The organism is Streptomyces sp. TN58, assembly GCF_001941845.1.
Lineage (GTDB): Bacteria > Actinomycetota > Actinomycetes > Streptomycetales > Streptomycetaceae > Streptomyces.
The window spans coordinates 6,496,555-6,518,878 of record NZ_CP018870.1 but is presented as its reverse complement, the minus strand read 5'-3'; the positions used below and the strand labels follow the sequence as shown (position 1 = coordinate 6,518,878).

At 73.7% G+C, this 22,324-nt stretch carries 17 protein-coding genes and 1 pseudogene; 8 read left to right on the top strand and 10 right to left on the bottom strand.

The genetic code is table 11. The features are described from left to right. Positions 1-110: 110 nt before the first annotated feature. Positions 111-2,174, bottom strand: coding sequence for a SpoIIE family protein phosphatase (locus tag BSL84_RS29310; RefSeq protein ID WP_075971518.1), 2,064 nt, complete (start codon positions 2,172-2,174; stop codon positions 111-113). A 7-nt stretch (positions 2,175-2,181) separates the two neighbouring features. Continuing rightward, a complete protein-coding gene (locus BSL84_RS29305; protein ID WP_051873140.1) occupies positions 2,182-3,462 on the bottom strand; it encodes a DUF6777 domain-containing protein in 1,281 nt (426 codons plus the stop codon). Positions 3,463-3,609: 147 nt separating this feature from the next. Here BSL84_RS29305 and BSL84_RS29300 point away from each other — a divergent pair, with 147 nt between their 5' ends. Then, positions 3,610-5,049 carry a lipase maturation factor family protein gene (locus BSL84_RS29300; protein WP_030027970.1) on the top strand — a complete coding sequence of 480 codons (1,440 nt, stop codon included), beginning with the start codon at positions 3,610-3,612 and terminating at the stop codon, positions 5,047-5,049. Here BSL84_RS29300 and BSL84_RS29295 read toward each other — a convergent pair. The 3 genes from BSL84_RS29295 to BSL84_RS29290 all read right to left on the bottom strand — a co-directional run bounded on the left by BSL84_RS29295 (position 5,035) and on the right by BSL84_RS29290 (position 8,485). Beyond that, positions 5,035-6,018, bottom strand: a complete 984-nt coding sequence (locus BSL84_RS29295; protein ID WP_075971517.1) for an NAD-dependent epimerase/dehydratase family protein — start codon at positions 6,016-6,018, stop codon at positions 5,035-5,037. The two genes, BSL84_RS29300 and BSL84_RS29295, sit on opposite strands and share 15 nt — an antisense overlap. A gap of 203 nt (positions 6,019-6,221) precedes the next feature. Then, positions 6,222-6,395, bottom strand: coding sequence for a hypothetical protein (locus BSL84_RS36260; protein ID WP_158879815.1), 174 nt, complete (start codon positions 6,393-6,395; stop codon positions 6,222-6,224). Between the two features lie 602 nt (positions 6,396-6,997). Further along, a complete protein-coding gene (locus tag BSL84_RS29290; protein WP_075971516.1) occupies positions 6,998-8,485 on the bottom strand; it encodes an SDR family NAD(P)-dependent oxidoreductase in 1,488 nt (495 codons plus the stop codon). Between the two features lie 289 nt (positions 8,486-8,774). On the opposite strand from BSL84_RS29290, the pseudogene BSL84_RS37150 reads away from it, so the two are divergent. Continuing rightward, a pseudogene (locus tag BSL84_RS37150) lies at positions 8,775-9,503 on the top strand (DMT family transporter); the annotation flags it as partial. Positions 9,504-9,620: 117 nt separating this feature from the next. On the opposite strand, the gene BSL84_RS29280 reads toward BSL84_RS37150, so the two are convergent. Then, positions 9,621-10,964 (bottom strand): transglycosylase family protein, encoded by a 1,344-nt coding sequence (locus tag BSL84_RS29280; protein ID WP_075971515.1) that lies wholly within the window; start codon positions 10,962-10,964, stop codon positions 9,621-9,623. A gap of 185 nt (positions 10,965-11,149) precedes the next feature. Between BSL84_RS29280 and gndA the strand changes: the two genes are divergently transcribed. Next, positions 11,150-12,595 (top strand): NADP-dependent phosphogluconate dehydrogenase, encoded by a 1,446-nt coding sequence (gene gndA, locus BSL84_RS29275; RefSeq protein ID WP_045321186.1) that lies wholly within the window; start codon positions 11,150-11,152, stop codon positions 12,593-12,595. 325 nt (positions 12,596-12,920) lie between these two features. On the opposite strand, the gene BSL84_RS29265 is transcribed toward gndA, so the two are convergent. From BSL84_RS29265 to panD, 3 genes are read right to left on the bottom strand one after another with little or no spacing between them, the layout of a single operon-like run. Beyond that, positions 12,921-13,559, bottom strand: coding sequence for an aspartate/glutamate racemase family protein (locus tag BSL84_RS29265; RefSeq protein WP_075971513.1), 639 nt, complete (start codon positions 13,557-13,559; stop codon positions 12,921-12,923). Beyond that, positions 13,553-13,912 carry a GNAT family N-acetyltransferase gene (locus tag BSL84_RS29260; RefSeq protein ID WP_030030576.1) on the bottom strand — a complete coding sequence of 120 codons (360 nt, stop codon included), beginning with the start codon at positions 13,910-13,912 and terminating at the stop codon, positions 13,553-13,555. The genes BSL84_RS29265 and BSL84_RS29260 overlap by 7 nt, the downstream gene beginning before the upstream one ends. A gap of 16 nt (positions 13,913-13,928) precedes the next feature. Beyond that, positions 13,929-14,348 (bottom strand): aspartate 1-decarboxylase, encoded by a 420-nt coding sequence (gene panD / locus BSL84_RS29255; protein WP_030030575.1) that lies wholly within the window; start codon positions 14,346-14,348, stop codon positions 13,929-13,931. Positions 14,349-14,700: 352 nt separating this feature from the next. Between panD and BSL84_RS29250 the strand changes: the two genes are divergently transcribed. Beyond that, entirely contained in the window at positions 14,701-15,096 is a 396-nt protein-coding gene (locus tag BSL84_RS29250) for a hypothetical protein (protein ID WP_030030574.1), read from the top strand. Between the two features lie 24 nt (positions 15,097-15,120). On the opposite strand, the gene BSL84_RS29245 is transcribed toward BSL84_RS29250, so the two are convergent. Further along, entirely contained in the window at positions 15,121-16,197 is a 1,077-nt protein-coding gene (locus BSL84_RS29245; RefSeq protein ID WP_030030573.1) for an alpha/beta hydrolase family protein, read from the bottom strand. 115 nt (positions 16,198-16,312) lie between these two features. Between BSL84_RS29245 and BSL84_RS29240 the strand changes: the two genes are divergently transcribed. The 4 genes from BSL84_RS29240 to BSL84_RS29225 all read left to right on the top strand — a co-directional run bounded on the left by BSL84_RS29240 (position 16,313) and on the right by BSL84_RS29225 (position 22,248). Further along, positions 16,313-16,906 carry a GNAT family N-acetyltransferase gene (locus BSL84_RS29240; RefSeq protein ID WP_075971512.1) on the top strand — a complete coding sequence of 198 codons (594 nt, stop codon included), beginning with the start codon at positions 16,313-16,315 and terminating at the stop codon, positions 16,904-16,906. Positions 16,907-17,019: 113 nt separating this feature from the next. Next, a complete protein-coding gene (locus BSL84_RS29235; protein WP_075971511.1) occupies positions 17,020-17,952 on the top strand; it encodes a PaaX family transcriptional regulator C-terminal domain-containing protein in 933 nt (310 codons plus the stop codon). Between the two features lie 129 nt (positions 17,953-18,081). Next, positions 18,082-20,937: a SpoIIE family protein phosphatase/ATP-binding protein gene (locus BSL84_RS29230; RefSeq protein WP_079273336.1), complete on the top strand. Its 2,856-nt coding sequence runs from the start codon at positions 18,082-18,084 to the stop codon at positions 20,935-20,937. A gap of 165 nt (positions 20,938-21,102) precedes the next feature. Next, a complete protein-coding gene (locus BSL84_RS29225; RefSeq protein WP_030030780.1) occupies positions 21,103-22,248 on the top strand; it encodes an ABC transporter substrate-binding protein in 1,146 nt (381 codons plus the stop codon). Positions 22,249-22,324 lie beyond the last annotated feature (76 nt).

The window sequence follows — 22,324 nt, the reverse complement described above, 5'->3', positions numbered from 1 at the left end:
CCCGCAACGGACTTTCCCCGGGTGTCCCCCGGCCCGTCCCGGGCCCCTCCCCCGGCCCGTCCCCAGACCGTCACCGTCACCCGCCCCCGGCCCCTTTCCCGGCGCCGGTCTCAGCCCATGACGAACTCGCACCACACGCACTTGCCGCTGCCGCGAGGCTCCACTCCCCACACGTCCGCCAGCCGGTCCACCAGCATCAGGCCCCGGCCCGAGACCCCGGACTCGCCGGCCTCCCGCCGGCGCGGGAGGGCGCTGGAGCGGTCGGCGACCTCGACGCGCAGTCTGCGCTGGTGGCCGGCCAGTATGCGCAGGGTCACGATGGCGGGGCCGTCCGTGTGCATGAGCGCGTTCACGATCAGCTCGTCGGCGACCAGTTCGATCTCGTCGGCCCGCTCCCGCGCGCCCCAGGCGCGCACCGCCGCCCCGATCATGTGGCGGGCGGCCACCAGGGCCTCCGGGTCCCCGGGGGCCACGTGCTGTTGCAGCCTGCCGCCGCCGGGCGGGGCGGGTGCGGGCCGGCGGCGCAGCAGGAGGAGGGCCATGTCGTCGTTGCCGCCGCGCTCGGTGGCGATCTCGCACAGCCGGTCGGCGAGGAGCTGCAGGTCGGCGGGGCCGCTGCGGATGTGGGAGGCCAGCATGTGGATGCCGTCGTCGAGGTCGGCGCCGGGGTGTTCGACGAGGCCGTCGGTGCAGAGCAGGAGCGTTTCTCCCGGGTCGAGTTCCACGGTGGTCACGGGGTATTCGAGCCGGCCGAACTCCGCCGACAGGCCGAGCGGCATGCCTCCGTCCACCGGTAGCCGGTGGCAGTCCCCGTCGCGGGTGCGCAGCAGTGGGTCGATGTGGCCCGCGCGGACCATCTGGAGCACGCCGGTGGAGAGGTCGGCCTCCACGTAGGTGCAGGTCGCGAAGCGTTCGGTGTCCAGTTCGTGGAGGAAGACGGAGGCCCTGGCCATGACCGTGCCGGGCGAGTGGCCCTCGGCGGCGTAGGCGCGCAGGACGATCCGCAGCTGGCCCATGACGGCGGCCGCGTGGGTGTCGTGGCCCTGGACGTCGCCGATGACCGCGCCGACCCGGCCGCCGGGCAGCGGGATGACGTCGTACCAGTCGCCGCCGATGTCCTGGCCCATGCGGGCGGAGCGGTAGCGTACGGCGATCTCCCCGCCGGGGACGGCCGGGATCCGCCGGGGCAGCATGGCCTGCTGGAGGCCCTCGGCGAGGTCGTGCTCCTGTTCCAGCAGCATGGCCCGCTGGAGGCTCTGGGCGATGCTGCTGCCGAGGGCGACGAGGAGGTTGCGCTCCTCCTGGGTGAAGCCGTCCTTGTCCTGGTAGAGCAGTCCGATGGCGCCGATCGGGCGGGCCTGGGCGATGAGCGGCAGGTAGGCGGCCGCCGAGATCTGCATGTACGAGATCTTCGCCCAGAGCGCCGGGTAGCCCTGGGCGAACTCCTCCGCCGAGTCCAGGAAGCGCGGCTGGAGGGAGCGGACCACCTCGCTCATCGGGTACTGCTCGTCGATGCGGGTGTAGCGGGTCCCGGGGACGAAGCTGCCGTCCGGGCCTTCGGCCACCAGGTGGATCCGGCCGGCTTCGACGAGTCCCATGACCATGCCCATGGAGCCCAGCCGCTCCAGGCCGTGGGCGTCGCCGAGCGCGTCGATGACGTCCTGCACGGTCCGGGCGTGCGCGAGGGCGGCGGTGGTGCTCTCGACCACCGAGGTCTGCCGGCGCCGTTCCTCGTCGAGTCCGAGGCGTTCCGCCGAGTGGCTGAGCTCCTCGGTGGCGTCCCGGACGATGCCGATGATCCGGTGGGGCCGCCCGTCGGGGCCGCGCATGACGCGGCCCTGGGTGTGTGTCCAGCGCAGCCGTCCGTCCCGGCAGCGGATGCGGAAGTAGGCGCCGTAGCTGTCGCCCTCGCTCTTGAGGGCGGAGGAGACCATGGCGTCGAGCCGGGCCGACTCGGCCGGGGGGACGCGCGGGGAGAGGGACGCGGGCCGGCCGTCGTACTCCTCGGGGGTCGTGTCGAAGACGTCGAGGGCGGCCTCGTCCATGTGGAGGAGACCGGTGACCAGGTCCCAGTCGAAACTTCCCATGCGGTTGAGCGAGAGCGACCGGTCCGGGTGTGCGGGCCAGTCGTCCGGCAGCGATACGGTGGTCGGCACCGGTCCACCATGACACACGGGCCGGTCAGGCGCTCTCCCGCGGAAGGCCCTCGTCGGAGGTCGGCGTGAGGTCCGGTTCGGCGTAGGGGTCGGCGTACGGGTCGGTGGTGGCGTCCGTGTCCGGATCGGCGTACGGATCGGCGTACGGGTCCGTGTAGGGGTCGGCGGAGGGATCGGAGTACGGGTCCTGCGGGTCGCCGGGCTGCGTGGTCGATCCGCCCGGCCACGGCGGGAGCACCGGCTCGTCCGGGTTCTGGGTCAGCTGGTCGGACGGGGTGTCCGAGGGGAGGTCCGACGGCGGCCGCTTCTGCGGCTGCTGCGGCTGGCGCGGCCGGGTGGAGGGGCTCAGGGGCAGGCCGGGGCTCTGCGCGTCGCCGCCCGGCGACCTCGGGGAGGACGGGTTCGAGGGGCAGTCCGCCGCTCCGGAGCCCGGTGTGCTCGGGCAGGGACTGGCCGAGGCGGCACCGGAGGGAAGGGCGGGGCCGTCGGGGATGCCGTCGGCCGGGTCGTAGGGGGGCGGGGCCTGCGGGGTCCGGTCCTGGGCGCCGTCGTCACCGCGTTTGCGTTCGATCCAGGTGTTGTCGGCGATGTTGACGATCACCAGGTTGTTGATCACGTGGGTGGTGGGCTCGATGACGACGACCTGGTTGGGCTGGTATCCGTTCCACGGGTCGCCCTTGTGTACGGGGCTGCCCTTGGCGGCGCGCGGGGAGCCCAGCGGGTTGCCGCAGCCGCACCGGACCCGGGGCATGCCGTGTTCGTCGACGAGGACGGCGGTGCCGGCCTGGAGGACGGACTGGTAGGCGTCGGCGCGGCCGCCGCGGAAGCCGTGGTTGGTGACGCGGGTGTCGGCGCGCAGTACGACGGGGGTCAGGCCCCGCAGGAAGTCGGGGATGCCGGCCTCCTCGATGCCGGTCGCCTGGGCGAAGGCCCGGGCCTTGGCACTGTCCTCGGTCAGGTGGCTCACCTGCTGTTCCACGTCGCAGCTGCCGAGCCGCTGGGTACCCCCGTAGAGGCCGGGGGTGGCGGCGTTGACGGTGCGGATGCCCTGACCGGTGGGGTTGGGCAGCGGGGGCTGGACGGGGGCCGACTCGGCGGTGGCCGAGGAGGCGGTGAAGGGGTTGGGGCCGACGTTGGCCACCGGCTGGAGGTAGACCTCCTGGCTCTCGGGGCCGGCGGCGCTGGTGGGCTCGTCGTGTCCGCCGCAGGCCGCGGCGAGCAGCCCGAGCAGGGCGAAGAGGGCGGCGCCGGCCGGTGCCTGACGACGCGACGCCTGACGAGGTGTCGGAAGTGACGGTCCGTTCACGAATTTCTCCCTTTTCGCCCCGATGACTCCCTCTTGTCTGCCGCATCCTCGCGAGAGCCGCAACCGGAGCATTTTCTGAACGCGTTCAGGGATGGGTGGTTCGGGCGGGCTGGCCGGCGCCGCCCGGCCGGCCGGATACTGGAGGCGATGGACTGGTTCACGGCTCCCGGGTACTGGCTCGCCCGGCTGGTCTTCCAGCGGGCCCTGGCCGGTGTCTACCTCGTCGCCTTCGTCGGGGCCGCCCTGCAGTTCCGGGCCCTGATCGGGGCGCACGGCATGCTGCCCGTACCGCGATACGTACGGTACGTGCCCTTCCGACGCGCCCCGAGCCTGTTCCAACTGCACTACTCGGACCGGTTCTTCGCGGGCTGCGCCTGGACCGGGGCGGCGCTGGCGGCGGCCCTGGCCGCCGGGGCGGGGGACGAGGTGCCGCTGGCCGCGGCGATGGCGATGTGGGCCGTGCTGTGGGTGCTGTACCTCTCTGTCGTGAACGTCGGACAGACCTGGTACTCCTTCGGCTGGGAGTCGCTGCTGCTGGAGGTGGGCTTCCTCGCCGTGTTCCTCGGCAACGCCCGGGCCGGGCCGCCGGTGCTGGTGCTGTGGCTGCTGCGCTGGGTGCTCTTCCGCGTGGAGTTCGGGGCGGGGTTGATCAAGATGCGCGGGGACCCCTGCTGGCGCAAGCTGACCTGCCTGGACTTCCACCACGAGACGCAGCCGATGGCGGGACCGCTCAGCTGGTTCTTCCACCATCTGCCGAAGCCGCTGCACCGGGTGGAGTGCGCCGCCAACCACGTCACCCAGCTGGTGGTCCCCGCTCTGCTCTTCACCCCGCAGCCGGTGGCCTCGTACGCCGCCGGGGCCGTCATCGCGACGCAGCTGTGGCTGGTGCTCTCGGGGAACTTCGCCTGGCTGAACTGGCTGACGATCACCCTCGCCGTTTCGGCCGTGGACTTCACCGGGCTCGCGGGACCGCCCCCGGCCGCGGCCTCGCGGCCGGCTCCGGTGTGGTTCGTGGTCCTGGTCTGCGCGGCGACCGCCCTGGTGCTGCTTCTGAGCCGGCACCCGGTGCGCAACATGGTCTCGCGCCGCCAGGTGATGAACCGGTCCTTCGACGCGCTGCACCTGGTCAACACCTACGGGGCCTTCGGCTCGGTGGGGCGGGTCCGCATGGAGGTGGCGGTCGAGGGCACCGCGGACCGGGTGCCGCGCGAGGACGGCGACTGGAAGGAGTACGGCTTCAAGGGCAAGCCGGGCGAACCGGGCAGGCTGCCCCGCCAGTTCGCCCCCTACCACCTGCGCCTGGACTGGCTGATGTGGTTCGCGGCGATCTCCCCCGGCTATGCGCGCGACTGGTTCGGGCCGTTCGTGGAGCGGCTGCTGGCCGGCGACCGGGACACGCTGCGGCTGCTGCGCCACAACCCGTTCCCGGACGCGCCGCCGGTGCACGTGCGCGCCCTGCTCTACCGCTACCGCTTCACCACCTGGCGGGAGCTGCGCGAGACGGGGGCCTGGTGGCACCGCACGCTGGTGCGCGAGTACCTCCCGCCGACCCGGCTCGCCGACGCCCGGCTGTCAGAGCCCGAGTAGCGCGGCCTCCCGCCCGGCGTCGATCCCGGGGGCCGGCCGGTCGGCCCGCTGCGGGGCCCGGCCGCCGAGGGTGCGCAGCCAGGCCCAGGTGTCGGCCACGGTCTCCTCGACGGGGCGGCACCGCAGGCCGGCTTCCAGCGCCCTGGTCACGTCCCCGCCGAACATGTGGTCGTGCGGCTCACCCTCGGGAAGCCAGACCGGCAGCTCGGTCCAGGGCTGCACGCCGGCGTCGAGGATCGCCTCCGGGTCGGTCCAGCGCAGCTCGGCGTCCGAGCCGGTGACGGCGGCGCAGGCGTCGAGGAGCGCGCCCATGGTGGCGTGCCCGGCCGGCGACACCGCGTTGTAGGGGCCCGCGAGCCCGGCCGCGGCGGCGTCGAGGGTCCAGCGCGCGAGGTCGCGTACGTCGACGTACTGGATCGGGAGTCCGCGCGGCCCGGGGGCGAGCACCGGGCCGCCGCGCGCGATGCGGTTCAGCCACCAGGGCAGTCGGCCGACGTTCTCGTAGGGGCCGAGGATCAGCCCGGCGCGGACCAGCAGGGCCCGGTCGGCGAAGGCGTCCAGCGCGGCCAGTTCACCGCCCCTCTTGTCCTCGGCGTAAGCGGTCGCCGCGGCGTCCGGCGAGCCCTCGACGAGGGGGCCGTCCTCGCCCAGCCCGGCGGGGGCCGGGTAGGCGTACACCGAGCGGCTGGACACGTACGTGTACCTCCCGGCCCGGCCGCTCAGCAGGCGGGCGCTGTCGCGCACCGCCGTGGGGGCGCCGCCCCAGGTGTCGACGACCAGGTCCCACTCCCCCTCCGCGAGGGCGGCCGGGCCGCCGGGGGCGGTGCGGTCCCCGTGCAGCGCGCGGGCGCCCCGCGGGGGCGCGTGGTGCCCCCGGTGGAAGACGGTCACCTCCCAGCCCCGGGCGAGGGCGTCCTCGGTGATCACGCGTCCTACGAATTCGGTACCACCCAGCATCAGCAGCTTCATGCGAGCAGCCTGGCCCGGCGGACCGGGCCGTGGAAGCGGTGATCGCTCTGGGCGATGACGCTCAGGGCGTAGCGGGCAAGGGCAGCGCCCCCGGGGCCGGTGTGGCACGAGGGGGCGCTTGTCACCACTCTGCGGGTGGGGTAGCGGGGGGAGGTCGGCGGACCGGCGGCTTGGTGTGTCCGCCCCTTGTCCGCCGGGCGCCTCTAGTCGATGCCGGGCAGGATGTGGGCTTCCGCCAGGTCGTCCTCGTACCCGGCCAGCCGGATCGGGGCGGAGCGTGCCCAGACCTCAAGGCTTCCGAGTTCGTCGGACCGCGTCTTGGCGCGAGGTCCGGTCCGCTCCAGCAACTTCGGTTCGGGCTGCGTCTTTTCAGTCACCGCGCACTCCTCTGTGTCGCGTAACCCGGCAGCTGACCGCGAGCCGGGCAAGGGATCAAGGGTTCCGGACGCGGTGGCGCCTTAGTGGAGCGCGGCCCGGATGGGGGCCGTCTTGATGCCCCAGAGTACACATATGAGCGCACCTCCGCTCGATAGGAAGGCAAAAACCGCTGCGCCCACTCAGTTTCGTCCCGAGTCGGGCAAGTGGTGGGTCGGCGGGGGCGTCACGGGTGGCGCCCCCGGAGCCGGATGCGCGGGGCGCGGCGGAGGGGGCCGGTGAGGTAGGGGGCCGCCGCACCGGAGGGCCAAGTGCCGTGCACGGCAAGCCCGTTGGGCTGGGCGGGACGGCCGTGCGGCAGCCGCCGCGACCGCGCCCCGAGGGCGTCGGCGGCGCCTGGCGGCCCGCTCCCCGCCGGCAGGGAACCGCAGCTCGCGGGCCTGCCGCGCGAGGCCGGCCGGATGCTCCGTACGGGTGACGGAGCGCGACACGCCGTACTCGTAGCGGAGCCGGTGCGCGGCCGGCGGGCCCGGAGAACGCGACCGACCCCCTCGGTCAGCCGAGGGGGTCGGTTCCGGGCATGCCCAGGGGCCTGGGCTACGGGCTACCAGTTCGCGGGGGCGTAGTCCTTGAGGAAGACGCCGTACAGGTCCTCGCCGGCCTCGCCGCGCACGATCGGGTCGTAGACCCGGGCCGCGCCGTCGACGAGGTCGAGCGGGGCGTGGAAGCCCTCCTCGGCCAGGCGCAGCTTGTCGTAGTGGGGGCGCTCGTCGGTGATCCAGCCGGTGTCGACCGAGGTCATCAGGATGCCGTCGGCCTGGAACATCTCCTGGCCGCTGGTCCGCGTCACCATGTTCATCGCGGCCTTGGCGGCATTGGTGTTCGGGTGTCCCGCGCCCTTGTAGCCGCGGCTGAAGACGCCCTCCATCGCCGAGACGTTGACGACGTAGGCGCGGCCCTTGGCGGCCTTGCGGGCGGCTTCCGCCATGGCCGGCCGGAGTGCGCTGATCAGGATGAACGGCGACGTGTAGTTGCACAGCTGGGTTTCGAGCAGCTCCACCGGGGAGATCTGGTCGATGGTCTGCACCCAGGTGTTGCTGTCGACGACGTCGGGCAGCAGGCCGCCGGCGTCGATGGCGGTGCCGGCGAGATGCCGCTCCAGGCTGGCGTTGCCGGCGACCAGCGCGAGGTCGGCGACCTTCTGCGCCTCCAGTCCGCTCACGCCGACGGGCAGCGCCGCCAGGCCGTCCACCGCGCCGGAGTTGAAGGCGCCGATGACGTGGTGGGCGGGGAGCTCACCGGCGGGCAGCGGGGCGCTCTCGCCCTCGACCAGCGCCGCGTAGGCGGTGGGCAGGCGGCGCACGGTCTGCGTCGCGTTGTTGATCAGGATGTCGAGCGGGCCGGCCGCGGCCACCTGGTCGGCGAGGGCCACCGCCTGGGCCGGGTCGCGCAGGTCGATGCCGACGACCTCCAGGCGGTGCATCCAGTCCGCCGAGTCCTCCATCGCCTTGAAGCGGCGGATGGCGTCCTTGGGGAAGCGCGTGGTGATCGTGGTGTGGGCGCCGTCGCGCAGCAGCCGCAGCGCGATGTACATGCCGATCTTGGCCCGGCCCCCGGTGAGCAGCGCGCGCTTGCCGGCGAGGTCGGCGCGGGCCTCCCGCTTGGCGCGGTTCTCGACGGCGCAGCCCGGGCAGAGCTGGTGGTAGAAGTAGTCGACCTCGACGTAGCGCGTCTTGCAGACGTAGCAGGAGCGCGGGCGCCGGAGTATTCCGGCGATCCGGCCGGCCTCGGTGACGGAGGAGGGCAGGATGCCCTCGGTCTCGTCGTCGATGCGTTCGGCGGAGCCGGTCGCGGTCGCCTCGGTGACGGCCTTGTCGTTGGCGGTCTTGGCGGCGCGGCGCTCCTGGCGGCGGCGCTGCTTGACCGTACGGTAGACGCCGGCCGTGGCGCGGCGGACGGCGATCGCGTCCGGGTGGTCGACGTCGATCCCGTCCAGTTCGGCGAGCACGTCGAGGCAGAGCGCCAGCCGCTCGGGGTCGATGCCCGGTCCGTAGGCCTGTGCCTGGTCGTGGCTGTCTTCGGTCACCGTCATGGCCGCTGCCGTTCCTTGATCACTCGTCCGCATCCGCCTGCTGCGGAGGTCCTCAAAAGGGAAACTGTACGGATCCCGCACGCCCCGAGCCAAACCCGCGGCCGGACTGCGCCCGCATCGCGAACAGGCCGTCACCGTACGGATCGACGCGGTGACGGTGGGGAACGGGCGGGGTGGCGCTGCGCTGGCGGAACGACACGCTGCGTACTCCCGTACTACGTCAGGAGTATGACCCGTGACCACCTGTGGGCGGAGGAATAGCGCGCAGGGGTCGGGCATTGTGGATCTTATGAGTGCACTGGCGCTGTCGGTCCTGCTCTGCCTCGTGTCCGCCCTGGCGTACGCGGGTGGCGCGATCGTCCAGGAGAGGGTGGCGGCGAGTACGCCGGACCGGCCGTACGCGCCGCTGCGGCGGGGCGTCTGGTGGGCCGCGGTCGGACTGAACGGCCTGGGCGCGCTGCTGCACGTGGTGGCGCTCGCCTACGGGCCGCTGAGCCTGGTCCAGCCGCTCGGGGCCCTGACCATCGTGTTCGCGCTGCCGATGGCGGCCGTCCTCGTAGGGCGCCGGGCCGGCGCGGCGGCGTGGCGCGGGGCGGTGCTGGCCACGGTCGGGCTGGCCGGGCTGCTGGCGCTGACCGGCGGGCCGGGCCGGGCGGAGCAGCTGCCGGCGGACGGCGAGCGGGGCCTGCTGCTCGTGGTGACCGGGGCGCTGGTGGCGGCGCTGTTCCTGGCGGCGCACCGGATGCGCCGGGTGGTGCTGCGCAGCGTGCTGCTGGCCGCGGCGGCCGGTACGGCCTTCGGGATGGCCTCGGTGTTCACCAAGTCGGTCGCGGAGCGCGTCGAGGCGGGCGCGGTGGGCGCGCCGGGCGGCCTGTGGGCGGATCTGGCGGCGATCGCGGTGCTGGCGTCGGCCGGGCTGCTGCTGTCGCAGGCGGCCTACCGGGGCGCCGGGCTGACCGCGCCGCTGGCCACGGTGACGGTGGTCAATCCGGTGGTCGCGGCCACCGTCGGCATCACGCTCTTCGACGAGGGCTTCCGCTACGGGGCCGCGGGCACGGCGGCGGCACTGGCCAGCGGCGCGCTGGCGGCGGCCGGCCTGGTCCTGCTCACGGCCGTGCCGCCGCACGTGCGCGGGTCAGATGCGGACGCCGTGGCCGCGCAGGTACTTCAGGGGGTCGATGTCGGAGCCGTAGCCGGGGCCGGTGCGGATCTCGAAGTGCAGGTGCGGGCCGGTGCTGTTGCCGGTCGAGCCGGATCGGCCGATGCGCTGGCCTCCGGAGACCTGCTGGCCGGCCTTCACTCCGAGGGCCGAGAGGTGGGCGTACTGGGAGTAGCGGCCGTCCGTGTGCCGGATGACGACCTGGTAGCCGTAGGCGCCGGCCCAGCCCGCGGAGACGACCTGGCCGGGCCCGACGGACTTGACGGTGGTGCCGGTGGCCACGGGGAAGTCGACGCCGGTGTGGTAGCCGCTGGACCAGGAGGACCCCGAGACGCGGTAGGCGGTGCCGAGGCCGGCGTCGACGGGAGCGGAGAAGCCGCCCGCGGCCGGCTTCTGCTGCGCTGAGGCGGGCTGGTCGGACTTGGCGGCCGGCTTCGCGGCGGGCTTCTCGGCCGGTTTTGCGGCCGGTTTCGGGGTCTGCTTCTCCACGGCCTTCGGCGCGGGCCGCTCCGCCGGCTTCTCCGCGGCCGGCCCGCCGGGCTTGACCGGATCGGCGGTGCGCGGCGGCTTCTGCGGGTCCTGCGCGGGCGGGGCCGGCGGGGCGGTGGTGACCCGCATCGTGAGGCGCTGGCCGGGGAAGATCATGTTCGGGTTGTCTCCGACGACGGCCCGGTTGGTCTCGTAGAGCGCTTGCCAGCCGCCCTCGACGTGCTGCTCGGTGGCTATCGCGGAGAGCGAGTCGCCCGGCGCGACGACGTACGGATTGGGCAGGACCGAGGTCCCGGTCGGGCGGGGCGTGCTCCCCTGCGCCGCGGTCGTCCGCACCTCCTGGGCCCGGGGCTGCTGGGCCTGCGGCTCCTGGGTCCGCGGCTCCTGGGCCCGGGGCTGCGTACGCGCGTCGGGCTGCGCGGGGACCTGCGCCGCGAGTGCCGGCGACGGGCCGCCGCGGGTGAGTCCGGCGCCCTTGCCGCAGTGCGGCCAGGCACCGGGCCCCTGGCCCTTGAGGACCTTTTCGGCGACCGCGATCTGCTGGTCCTTGGTGGCCAGGTCGGCGCGCGGAGCGTATGCGGCGCCGCCGAAGGCCCGCCAGGTGCTCTGGCTGAACTGGAGTCCGCCGTAGTAGCCGTTGCCGGTGTTGACGCGCCAGTTGTTCGTCGACTCGCAGGCGGCGACCTTGTCCCAGGTGTCCACGGAGGCGGCTTCGGCGACTCCGGCTCCCATGAACGGGAGCGCGATCCCGGCGCCCCCCGCGGTGACGGCCAGCGAGGCCCGGTTGATACTGCTCGGCTGATACCGGCGGTGCCGGCCCCGTACGCCCATGGGTGCCCCCCATTCGAGACATCAGGAATCGCATAACGTAACGCCGGGATCATTGCACGACAAGGGAGCAACGGGGCGCACTTCAGCGGAACTTGACAATCCCTCGACGGGCCGGAGCGCCGCACGGCCGGTGGCGGGGTAGCGTCGGGCACAGCCCGCACACCGAAGCACGCAGGAGCGCACTGATGAGCACCAGCACGGCCCAGATCGGCGTCACAGGCCTCGCAGTCATGGGCAGCAACCTCGCCCGCAACTTCGCCCGCAACGGATTCACCGTGGCCGTTCACAACCGCACCGCCGCGAAGACCACCGCCCTGGTGGAGGAGTTCGGCCACGAGGGCGCGTTCGTGGCCGCCGAGTCGGCCAAGGAGTTCGTCGACGCGCTGGAGCGCCCCCGCCGCATCGTCATCATGGTCAAGGCCGGGGATCCGACCGATGCCGTGATCCGGGAGTTCGCACCGCTCCTGGAGGAGGGCGACGTCGTCATCGACGGCGGCAACGCCCACTTCGAGGACACCCGGCGGCGCGAGCGGGAACTGCGCGAGCAGGGAATCCACTTCGTGGGCGTGGGCATCTCGGGGGGCGAGGAGGGCGCCCTCCTCGGGCCCAGTATCATGCCGGGCGGCTCGAAGGAGTCGTACGAGTCCCTCGGCCCGCTGCTGGAGAAGATCGCGGCGAAGGCCGCCGACGGCACGCCGTGCACCTCCCACGTGGGCCCCGACGGCGCCGGACACTTCGTCAAGATGGTGCACAACGGCATCGAGTACGCCGACATGCAGCTCATCGCCGAGGCCTACCACCTGCTGCGCGCGATCGCCGGGTACTCCCCCGCGAAGATCGCGGAGACCTTCCGGGACTGGAACCGGGGGCGCCTGGACTCGTACCTGATCGAGATCACGGCGGAAGTGCTCGCCCACACCGACGCCGCGACCGGACGGGCGTTCGTCGACGTCGTGGCCGACGCCGCCGAGCAGAAGGGCACCGGCCGCTGGACCGTGCAGATCGCCCTGGACCTCGGGGTCCCGGTGTCGGGGATCGCCGAGGCCGTGTTCGCCCGCGCCGTCTCGGGCCACGCGGATCTGCGGACGGCCGCCCGCGGGCTCGCGGGGCCGGCGCCCGCGGCGCTGTCGCCGGAGGCGGCGGACGCCTTCGCCGCACGGGTGGAGGAGGCGCTGTACGCGTCGAAGATCGTCTCGTACACGCAGGGGTTCCACCAGATCCGGGCCGGCAGCGAGGAGTACGGCTGGGACGTGGACCTGGGCGCGGTCGCCTCGCTGTGGCGGGGCGGCTGCATCATCCGGGCGGCTTTCCTGGACCGGATCCGCGAGGCCTACGACGCCCGGCCCGACCTTCCGAGCCTGCTCGCGGACGACCGTTTCGCCGAGGAGATCGGGGCGGCGCAGGACGGCTGGCGTTCCGTGATCACGGCGGCGGTGGGCGCGGGCATTCCCGTACCGGCCTTCGCGGCCTCACTCGCCTACTACGACGCGCTGCGCGCGGAACGGCTCCCGGCGGCCCTCACCCAGGGCCAGCGCGACTTCTTCGGGGCGCACACCTACCGCCGGACCGACCGCGAGGGCTCGTTCCACACCCTCTGGAGCGGCGACCGCTCCGAGGTCCGCACGGACTGACACGCGTGGCCGTCCTGTCGATCACACCGGCTCGCGGTGTCATCGGCAGGCCCTGACTCCTGGCCCCTGGGCCCTGGCCCCTGGCCCCTGGGCAGCCTCAGCTCCAGGGCCCGGGCTGGGGCACCGGCGCGGGTCCTGGCGGCGGGGGCACCGGGTCCGGCTCCGGGACGGGGCCGGGCACGGGCGGCACGGGGCGCGGGATCGGCTCGGGGTCCGGGAACGGGGTGGGCGCCGGCGTCGGATCAGGCTCGGGGGCCGGCGGCTGCGTCGCTTCCACATTTCGCACCATGTGGGGCACCTTCCCGCGATCTCGCCCCGTACGCCCCTACGCTCCGGCCGTCAGGGCGAGCGCGGCCGCCAGGCCCGGCGCGGGGCTGGACAGCACGGGGGTCGCGGTCGCGGTCAGCTCCGCGGCGCCCGCCATGGAGGCCTGGGCGAGGACGATGACGTCCGCACCGGTGACTGCGTCGGCGGCCGCGGCCACCTGGGAGAGGTAGCGGGGGATGTCCCCCGCCTCGAAGCTCTCCCACGCGCCGGGGACGAGGTGCGTGGCGACCGACACCGGTCGGCCGGCCGCCTCCTCGGCGAGCAGCTGCGCCGTCGGGGCGAGCGTCGCCGCCACGGTCGCGAGGACGGCGATGCGCGGCCCGGTGCGCACGGCCGCGGCCGCCATCGGCCGGTCCACGCGCAGCACCGGGGCGCCGAGGGCCGGCGCGAGCGCTTCGGCGGTCGCCCCGATGGTGGAGCAGGTGACGAGTACGGGGCCCGGCCCGGCCTCGGCGAGCAGTTCCCGCACTGCCGGGGCCGTGGACGCCGGCCCGTGTGCGCGGGCCCGGTCCAGCAGCTCCGGCACCACCAGGTGTCGCAGGACGGCCCCCGGGTGGTGCCGGTCGCGCAGCGCGTCGAAGACGGGCACGTGCACGGCCGAGGTGTGCAGCAGGGTCAGACCGCCGACCGTCACCACAGGGCGGAGTCGGCCGCCAGCTGCGCCTTCGCCGCAGCCACGGCCCCGGCCGGCGCGTCGGGCGCCTCGTCGGGGTGTTTGGCGGCCCAGCTCGCCGCGTACGGGCAGAGCGGAACGACGGGCACACCCTCGGCTTCGGCGAGTCCGTAGAAGGTCCTCACCAGTCCCCCCGCGATGCCCCGGCCCTCGTGGCCCGGCTCGACGACCGTGTGGACCGCCACCAGGGCGTGGGGCGCCCGGGCGAGCACGAAGTAGGCGATGAACCCGACGGTCTTCCCGTCCTCCACGGCGAGCAGCCGCCCGGCCTCCCGCTCGTCCTGGAACCCGATCGGCGTGTTCGCGCTGTCCGGCATGCTCCCGGGCCCCCTGTCAGACGGCTACGGCGTGGGGGCTGCGCCGCTGGTCCGTGCCCGGTACCGGCGCGGAGGCGTCGGAGCCCAGTTCGACGATCCGGTTGTCGGCGTCGACGTGCACGACGCGCGGCTTGAGCGCCCGCGCCTCGGCGTCCTCGACCTGTGCGTAGCTGATGAGGATGACGAGGTCGCCGGGGTGCACGAGGTGGGCGGCGGCGCCGTTGATCCCGATCACGCCGGATCCGCGCTCGCCTTCGATCACGTAGGTCTCCAGCCGCGCGCCGTTGGTGATGTCCACGATGTGGACGAGCTCCCCGGGGAGCAGGTCGGCGGCGTCCAGCAGATCGGCGTCAACGGTCACGGACCCGACATAGTGCAGGTCGGCCTGGGTGACGGTGGCCCGGTGGATCTTGGACTTGAACATGGTGCGCAGCATGGACAAACTCCCGGATTGTCGGCTCCCTGCCCGCTTTATGCAGGTCAAGGGCGTTCTCCGCAGCCTACAGCCAATCGTGGATCCGGTCAGCTCCCTCCGAGGTATTCACGGACGCCTCCGGCCCGCCCGCGGCCGCCCCCGTCCGGGGCCGGGCGGGGACGTGCGGGGACGTGCGGGGGTGTCGGGTCGTCGAGCGGCGAAGCCGGTGACAGCAACCCTCACGGCCGGCCCTGCCGACGGACACAAACCCCAAAACACACTGAACTGGGCATGCTTTCCGCGCCGTTACAGTAGCGGCGGCGTCAGTCGGTTCGACCGCAAAGGGGCGGGAACCGCGCGAAGGAGGCTTTGCATGCTCGAATGGAAGCAGGTCCCGTCCGGCATCCGCCCTGTGCCCGATCCGGCCGCGACCTCGATCGTGTGGGCCGTCTCGGCCGCCATCGCCTTCGCCCTGGCCGTCGTCTTCAACCTCCTTGACGGACAGGGCGACCCGACCCTCGATCTGGTCGCGGTCTCCGTCACCGTGGCCGCGGTCAGCACGGGAGCGCGGCTGACCGCCGCGCCGGGAACCGCCCTGCTCTGCTGGCTCGTGATCAACGCCTTCGCCACCGCCCCCATGGGTGCTCTCACCTGGGAGGCGACGTACGACCTCGGCCGGATCGCCTGCCTTCTGGCGGCCGCCGGCGCGGGCACCGTTCTCGCCCGGCTCGCCCACGCCCGATCGGCCTACCACCGCCTGACGCCGTAGGCCGCCCCCGCGGCACGCACGCCCTCACGAGCCGGCGGCGAGCGCCCGGGAGACGAACCGGGCCTGGTCGGCGAGGAATCCCTCGGCGAACAGGTCTCGGGGGGCGCACAGCGCGGTCAGGGTGAGGCGTAGTGAGGATTTTTCGATGGCGTGGTCGAGCAGGCCGTGGCCGGCGTCGGGGTAGTGGGCGACCTGCAGCGCCGGTCCTGGAAGCAGCCGCCGGTACGCGGCTTCGGTCTCGGCGATGTCCACGTTGACGTCGTGGCCGGCGAGCACCAGGAGGACGGGGGTGGCGCGCAGGGCCGGCAGGTCCGCGCTCACGTCGGCGGTGTGGTTCTTGGAGGCGAAGCGCCAGCGGGCGGCGGTCATGCCTTCCGGGTCACCGACGGCGCGGACGTACTCCTCGTAGGAGGCGCCGCGTGCTAGGAGTTCCAGGCCGGTCTCGCGGCGGGCGAGGGCGGCCGCGACCTCCGTGTCGGAGGCGCCGTCACGGCTCAGCTCGGCGAGGAGGTTGTAGCGGCCCTGCCGGAGCCAGTTGACGGCGGGTGAGACGGCTATGGCGAACCGGATGCCGGGGTCCCTGGCGGCGATCTTGGGCAGGACCCAGCCGGCCTGGCTTGCGCCCCAGAGTCCGATCCGGGCGCCGTCGACGTCCGGGTGCCGGCGGGCCCAGGTGATCGCGTCGGCGGCTTCGTCGGCGCGGTCGTCCATGCTCTGGTCGAGCCAGTCGCCCGGTGCACCGCCGACACCCGGTTTGTTCCACGACAGGGAGGCGTGGCCGGAGCGGGCGAAGGCCTCCCACATCGGGCGGTAGAAGGTGTCGTGGGTGGCGTCCACGGGACCGTCGCCGTGTACGAACACCACCAGCGGGTAGGGCCCCTTCCCCTGTGCGGGCAGGGCCAGTACGCCGTTCAGGACGCGCCCTCCCTGGCGTATCGTCACCGCTTCTTCGCGCAGTTCGTAGGTGTTCTGCCACACCACCAGCCCGCCCAGGCCTGCCGCCACGAGCACCAGCGTGAGCATCGCCGCGAGCGCGGCCGGTACCGCGCGGCGGCGGCGACGGCTCGGCGTACGCGGCGTCTGCGTCATGCGTCGTGCCATGCGCCGCATCCGGATGCGCTCCATCCGACCTCCAGAACTATCGAAACCCAAACGACCGTTTACGATTCGACCGTACTCTGGTCGTACGGAGAATGCGAAAGGGAAACGAGGAGTCATGGACGCAGCAGTCGTCATCGGGCGCGGCGTGCCCCACGGGGCCGAGCAGCGGGTCGCCGAGCTGTACTGGGAGGCCTTCGGCCGCAAGCTCGGCGCGGCCCTGGGTCCGCCGGAACGCGGCCGGGCGTTCATCGCCGGGCATCTCCACCACGACCGGGCCGCCGTCGCCCTCGCCCCCGGCGGTGACCGGGTCGTGGGCGTGGCCGGCTACCGGCTCGGCGGGCGCGCGCTGACCGGCGGTGGCGTGCTGGACGTGCTCGGCGCCTACGGGACCCTGCGCGGCCTGCCCCGGGTGGCCTTGCTGGCACTGCTCGAACGCACCCCGGAACCGGGCGAGCTGGTCATGGACGGCATCGCCGTCGATCCCGCACACCGCGGCGCGGGCATCGGCAGCCTGCTGCTGACAGAGATCGCGGCCATCGCGGCCGAACACGGGTGCGCCCGGATCCGGCTGGACGTGATCGACGTCAACCCCAGGGCCCGCGCCCTCTACGAGCGGCACGGCTTCAGCGCCGTACGGACCGAGCAGACCCCGTACCTGGGGCGCCTCATGGGCTTCGGCGCGGTGACTACGATGCACCGAGCCATCTGAGGGCCGTCCCGCCATCCCGGCCCTTCCCGCCGGCGTGCCCCCGCTCATACCTGTCGGCCTGGTGCCGTGCCCGGTACCGAACCCACCCTCGGACACACCTTGGAGCATGCACAGTGACGACCAGCCCGCCCGCAGGGCCCGCCACCCCCGGCATCGGGACCCGGACCCTGGTGTTCGCCCTCGTCCGCGAGGACGGCACCGTCGACGCGGGCGAGCTGTACGCCGTCGCCGAAGCCCTCGGGATGACCGATCAGCAGGTCCGGCTCTGCCTCAAACGGCTGGTCGCCGAGGGCCGGTTCACCCAGGAGGGCCGTGGCCGCAAGGCCCGCCTGCTCGCCACGGCCGACCCGACGGGCGCCGTCGCGCCCGACGTCGAGTACGTCCGCCACGCCTACCGGCAGGACCGGGGCCTCGCCCCCTGGGACGGCGTCTGGCACCTGTTCGCCTTCGCCGTCCCCGAAACCGCCCGGCAGGCCCGCGACGCCCTGCGCGACGCACTCCTCCACCTCGGCGCCGCCCCGCTCCAGGGCGGCCTGTACGTCTCCGCGAACGCGATCGGTGACATCGTGGAGGCCCACGCCCGCCACCTCGGGATCCTGGCCTCCCTCACCCGCCTCACCAGCCGCGATCTGCGGGTCGGCGAGGAGCGGGATCCGGCGCGGCTGGCCGCCCTCCTGTGGCCGCTCGACTCGATCGCCGAGCGCCATGAGGCGCTGGCCGCCCTCGCCACGGACCGGACGGCCCGCCTGTCCGCCCCCGGCCGGCTCAACGGCACCGAACGGCTCACCTACGCGATGGAGCTGGCGGCATCCTTCACCGCCGCCATGGAGCCCGACCCCCTGCTGCCTCCCGAACTGCTGCCCCAGCCCTGGCCCGGCACCCGCGCCCGCGCCCTGGCCGCCGAGTGCTGGGATGCCCTGGGCGGCGAGGATCCGGACGACGCCGCCGGGCGCCCCCGCCTGTTCCGCCTCTACGACGAAGCGCTCACCGGCCCGGCGCCCGCCGACCCGCAAACGCAGCCGCAGCCGCAGCCGCAGCCGCGGTAGCGGCACGCACGCACAGAACGGCTGCGGGCTGCGCCCGGGAGCCCCCGGTCGGCCCCGGTTTCGCCCGGTGCGGGGTCGGTGCGTGGCGCTCCCCGCTGCCGACGGGCCGGAGAGGTTAGAAGATGGATTATGAGCGTCTTCCTGGGACATCTCCGGCGTCAGCTGCCCGGCTCGGCCACACGCTCCTCCGCCGGCTCCGGAGGTCCCCGCTCAGAACGTCAGCCGCAGGGGCCCGACCAGCAGGAACCCGCCCTGCCCTGGGCGGGCAGGGTCCGCAAGCCGCAGCGGCTGTCCTCGCTGCTGAGCGCGCGCAGCGTGGCCGGCGAGGTGTTCCTGCTCCAGCTCGTCGTGGTCGTACTGCTCGTCGCCGCCGCGGTGGTGGCGCTCGTGGTGCAGGCCCGCAGCGACGCCATGCTGGACGCGCGGCACCGTACGCTCGCCGCCGCGGGTACGTTCGCGGAGTCCCCCGGCATCGTCGCCGCCCTGCGCAGCCCCAACCCGAGCGCGCTGCTGCAGCCGAGCGCCCAGGCGGCCCGGAAGATCGCCGGGGTCGACGGCATCAACGTCTACACGCTGGACGGGCTCACCCTCACCCACAGCGATCCGCGCCAGATCGGCAAGCACGTGGTCGGGCCCTTCTCCAAGGCGGCGGCCGGGAAGTCCTTCACCGAGACGTTCGAGGGCTCCCTGGGGCAGTCCGTCGTCTCGGTGGTGCCCGTCAAGGACGAGCGGGACCGGGTGATCGCCGTGGTCTCCTCCCCCGTCACGGTCCAGAACGTGCAGAGCATGGTGAACCGGCAGCTGCCCGTCGTCATCGGCACCGCCGCCCTGGTGCTGGCCCTGTCCGCCGGCGGGACGGCCCTGGTGAGCCGTCGGCTGCTGCGCCGGACCCACGGCCTGGGGCCGGCGGAGATGACGAGGATGTACGAGCACCACGACGCGGTGCTGCACGCGGTCCGGGAGGGCGTGCTGATCGTGGGCGGTGGCGGGCGCCTGCTGCTGGCCAACGACGAGGCACGGCGGCTGCTGGACCTCTCGGCGGACGCGGAAGGGCGCCCCGTCACGGAGCTGGGACTGGAGGAGGGACTCGCGGCGTCGATCGCGTCGGGCCGCTCCGCGACCGACGAGCTGCACATGGCCGCCGAACGGCTGCTGGCGGTGAACATCCGGCCCACCGCCCCCTTCGGCCAGGCGGGGACCGTGGTCACCCTGCGCGATACCACCGAGCTGCGGGCCCTGTCGGGTCGGGCCGAGGTGGCCCACGAGCGGCTGAAACTGCTCTACGACGCGGGGGTGCGCATCGGTACGACCCTGGACGTGGAGCGCACCGCCGGGGAACTGGCGGAAGTGGCGGTCCCGCGGTTCGCCGACATCGCCTCGGTCGACCTCCTGGACCCGGTGCTGCACGGCGACGAGCCGCCCGAGCCGGGCACGGAGATGCGCCGTACCGCCGTCGTCGCCGCGCAGCACCCGCACCCCCTCTACGAGGTCGGCGAGCTGATCCGGTTCGTGCCGACCAGCCCCATGGCGATCGGGGTGGCCGGGGAGCACGCGGTGCGTGTGGCGGACCTGCGCGCCACCCGGGACTGGATGGCCCAGGACCCCGCCCGGTCCCAGCGCATGCTTGACCAGGGCGTGCACTCCGTGATCGCCGTCCCGCTGCGGGCCCGCGGCGTGTTGCTGGGGATGGCGGGCTTCTGGCGGGTGGAGCCGTCCCCGCCGTTCGAGGAGGAGGACGTGTCCTTCGCCGAGGAGCTGACCGCCCGGGCGGCCCTGTCCGTCGACAACGCCCGCCGTTTCACGCGCGAGCACACCATGGCCGTCACCCTGCAGCGCAGCCTGCTGCCCCGGGGCGTACCGGACCAGTCCGCGGTCGAGGTCGCCCACCGCTACATGCCCGCGCAGGCGGGGGTGGGGGGCGACTGGTTCGACGTCATCCCGCTGCCGGGGGCCCGGGTGGCGCTGGTGGTGGGCGATGTCGTCGGGCACGGGCTGCACGCCGCCGCCACCATGGGCCGGCTGCGCACGGCCATGCACAACTTCTCCACGCTCGACCTGCCCGCGGACGAGCTCCTGAGCCATCTGGACGAGCTGGTCGCCCACATCGACACCGACGAGGGCTCCGGAGAGCAGGAGTGGCAGGGGCTGACCGGCGCCACCTGCCTGTGCGCCGTCTACGACTCGGTCTCCGGGCAGGTGACGGCCGCCACCGCCGGCCACCCCGGCCTCGCCGTCGTCAACCCCGACGGGGCCGTCTCCTTCCCCGAGCTGCCGGTCTCGCCGCCGCTGGGCCTGGGCGCCGGCATGCCCATGGAGACCGCGGTGCTCACCGTGCCCGAGGGCGCCCAGCTGGTGCTCTTCACCGACGGGTTGCTGGAGGGCCGTGACCGCGACGTCGACGCCGGCCTGGCGGCGCTGGGCGCCGCCCTGGCCGGGCCCGCGAGGACCCCGGAGGAGACCTGCGCCGCGGTGATCGGCGCGATGCTGCCCAGCGGGCAGAGCGACGACATCGCGCTGCTGGTCGCCCGCACCCGTCGGCTGGACCCCGGACGGATCGCCGAATGGGAGGTGCCGTCCGATCCGGCGGCGGTGTCCCCGGTGCGCAACGCCTGCGCCCGCCGACTCGCCGAATGGGGTCTGGAGGAGATCGCCTTCACCACGGAGCTCATCCTCAGCGAGCTGATCACCAACGCCGTCCGCTACGGTTCGCAGCCCATCCGGGTGAGGCTGCTGTACGACCGGAGCCTGGTCTGCGAGGTGTCCGACGGGTCCAGCACCTCCCCGCACCTGCGCCGGGCCGAGGCCACCGACGAGGGAGGACGCGGTCTGTTCCTCGTCGCCCAGTTCGCCGAGCGGTGGGGCACCCGCTACACCGCCCGCGGCAAGATCATCTGGAGTGAGCAGGTCCTCCACGCCGAGCCCGCGTCCGGCGGGGAGGACCTGGGGGCCGCGCTCCTCGCCGCCTGGGACGACGAGCCGTTCTGACAACGGCCGCGGTGCAGTCCGCAAGGGCCGGGGGTGCGCTGAGGGACGGCTTTCGGTACGTCGGCCGGAGGACAGGCGGTGGGCGCGACCCGCCGGGACTGCGCCGGGGCGGCTGCCGCACGTACGCTGGCCTTGATCAGTCGTGCCGCCCGTTATGGAGCCTTTGTGCCCACACCTCGTCTCCGGACAGCCGCCGTCGCCGCCTGCCTCGCCCTCGCCGCGGGGCCCCTCGGCGCATGCGGAGACGGGTCCCCCGCCACCCCCAGGGCGCCCGCCGTCGCCACCTCCGCCGCGGACGCGGGCGGTATGGCGGCACTGGCCGCGGCGGCCAGGAAGGAGGGCACGCTCAACACCATCGCCCTCCCCAGGGACTGGGCGGGCTACGGCGCGCTGATCGACGGCTTCCAGAAGAAGTACGGCATCCGGGTGACGGTGGAGAACCCGGAGGGCACCAGCCAGGACGAGATCGACGCCCTGAAGGAGCGCCGGCGCGACGGGACCGCGCCCGACGTGATCGACGTCGGCAGCACCTTCGGCCCGCCCGCGGCCCGGCAGGGCCTGCTCGCCCCGTACGAGGTGGCGGCGTACGAGGACATCCCCGAGGAGCAGAAGGACCCCCGGGCCCGCTGGTACAACAACTACGGCGGCTACGTCTCGATCGGCTGCGACGCCAAGCGCGTCAAGACCTGCCCCTCGACCTTCGCCGACCTGCGCAGGCCCGAGTACAAGGGCCAGGTCGCGCTCAACGGCAACCCCACGAAGTCCGGCTCCGCCTTCGCCGGGGTGTACGCGGCGGCCCTGGCGAACGGGGGCTCTTTCCGCAACATCCAGCCCGGTATCGACTTCTTCGCCGAACTGCGCGAGAACGGCAACTTCATTCCGGTCGAATCCACCCCCACCACGATCGAGCAGGGGCAGACGCCGATCAGCATCGACTGGGACTTCCTCAACCTCGGATACGCCGACGACTTCCGCAGGAAGGGCGCGGACGTGGACTGGCGCACCGCCATCCCCTTCGACGGCAGTTTCGCCCAGTACTACGCGCAGGCGATCAACAGGGACGCCCCACACCCCGCCGCGGCGAGGCTCTGGCAGGAGTACCTCTTCAGCCCGGAGGGGCAGAACATCCGGCTGATGGCCTACGCGCGCCCGGTGCTCATGGAGGCGATGGAGGAGAACGGCACTCTGGACAAGGCCGCGGCCGAGAAGCTGCCGACGGTCGAGGGCACGCCGGTGTTCCCCACGGAGGCGCAGCAGGAGCGGGCGGCGAGGACCGTCGACCGCGAATGGGACAAGGCCGTCTACGGCTGAAGGCGAAGGGCAGAGGGCGGCGCGCGAACGGGCCGGCAGGCGGGCAGGTCGGCGCGGCCGCCGGCGTCCCGGGCTG

Excerpts from the sequence above, each read along its gene's own strand:
- BSL84_RS29240 (WP_075971512.1), top strand. The coding sequence starts at position 16,313 with ATGGACGCAGCAGTCGTCATCGGGCGCGGCGTGCCCCACGGGGCCGAG.
- BSL84_RS29300 (WP_030027970.1), top strand. The coding sequence starts at position 3,610 with ATGGACTGGTTCACGGCTCCCGGGTACTGGCTCGCCCGGCTGGTCTTC.
- gndA (WP_045321186.1), top strand. The coding sequence starts at position 11,150 with ATGAGCACCAGCACGGCCCAGATCGGCGTCACAGGCCTCGCAGTCATG.
- BSL84_RS29280 (WP_075971515.1), bottom strand. The coding sequence starts at position 10,964 with ATGGGCGTACGGGGCCGGCACCGCCGGTATCAGCCGAGCAGTATCAAC.
- BSL84_RS29230 (WP_079273336.1), top strand. The coding sequence starts at position 18,082 with ATGAGCGTCTTCCTGGGACATCTCCGGCGTCAGCTGCCCGGCTCGGCC.
- BSL84_RS29245 (WP_030030573.1), bottom strand. The coding sequence starts at position 16,197 with ATGGCACGACGCATGACGCAGACGCCGCGTACGCCGAGCCGTCGCCGC.
- BSL84_RS29295 (WP_075971517.1), bottom strand. The coding sequence starts at position 6,018 with ATGAAGCTGCTGATGCTGGGTGGTACCGAATTCGTAGGACGCGTGATC.
- BSL84_RS29260 (WP_030030576.1), bottom strand. The coding sequence starts at position 13,912 with ATGCCGGACAGCGCGAACACGCCGATCGGGTTCCAGGACGAGCGGGAG.
- BSL84_RS29250 (WP_030030574.1), top strand. The coding sequence starts at position 14,701 with ATGCTCGAATGGAAGCAGGTCCCGTCCGGCATCCGCCCTGTGCCCGAT.
- panD (WP_030030575.1), bottom strand. The coding sequence starts at position 14,348 with ATGCTGCGCACCATGTTCAAGTCCAAGATCCACCGGGCCACCGTCACC.
- BSL84_RS29290 (WP_075971516.1), bottom strand. The coding sequence starts at position 8,485 with ATGACGGTGACCGAAGACAGCCACGACCAGGCACAGGCCTACGGACCG.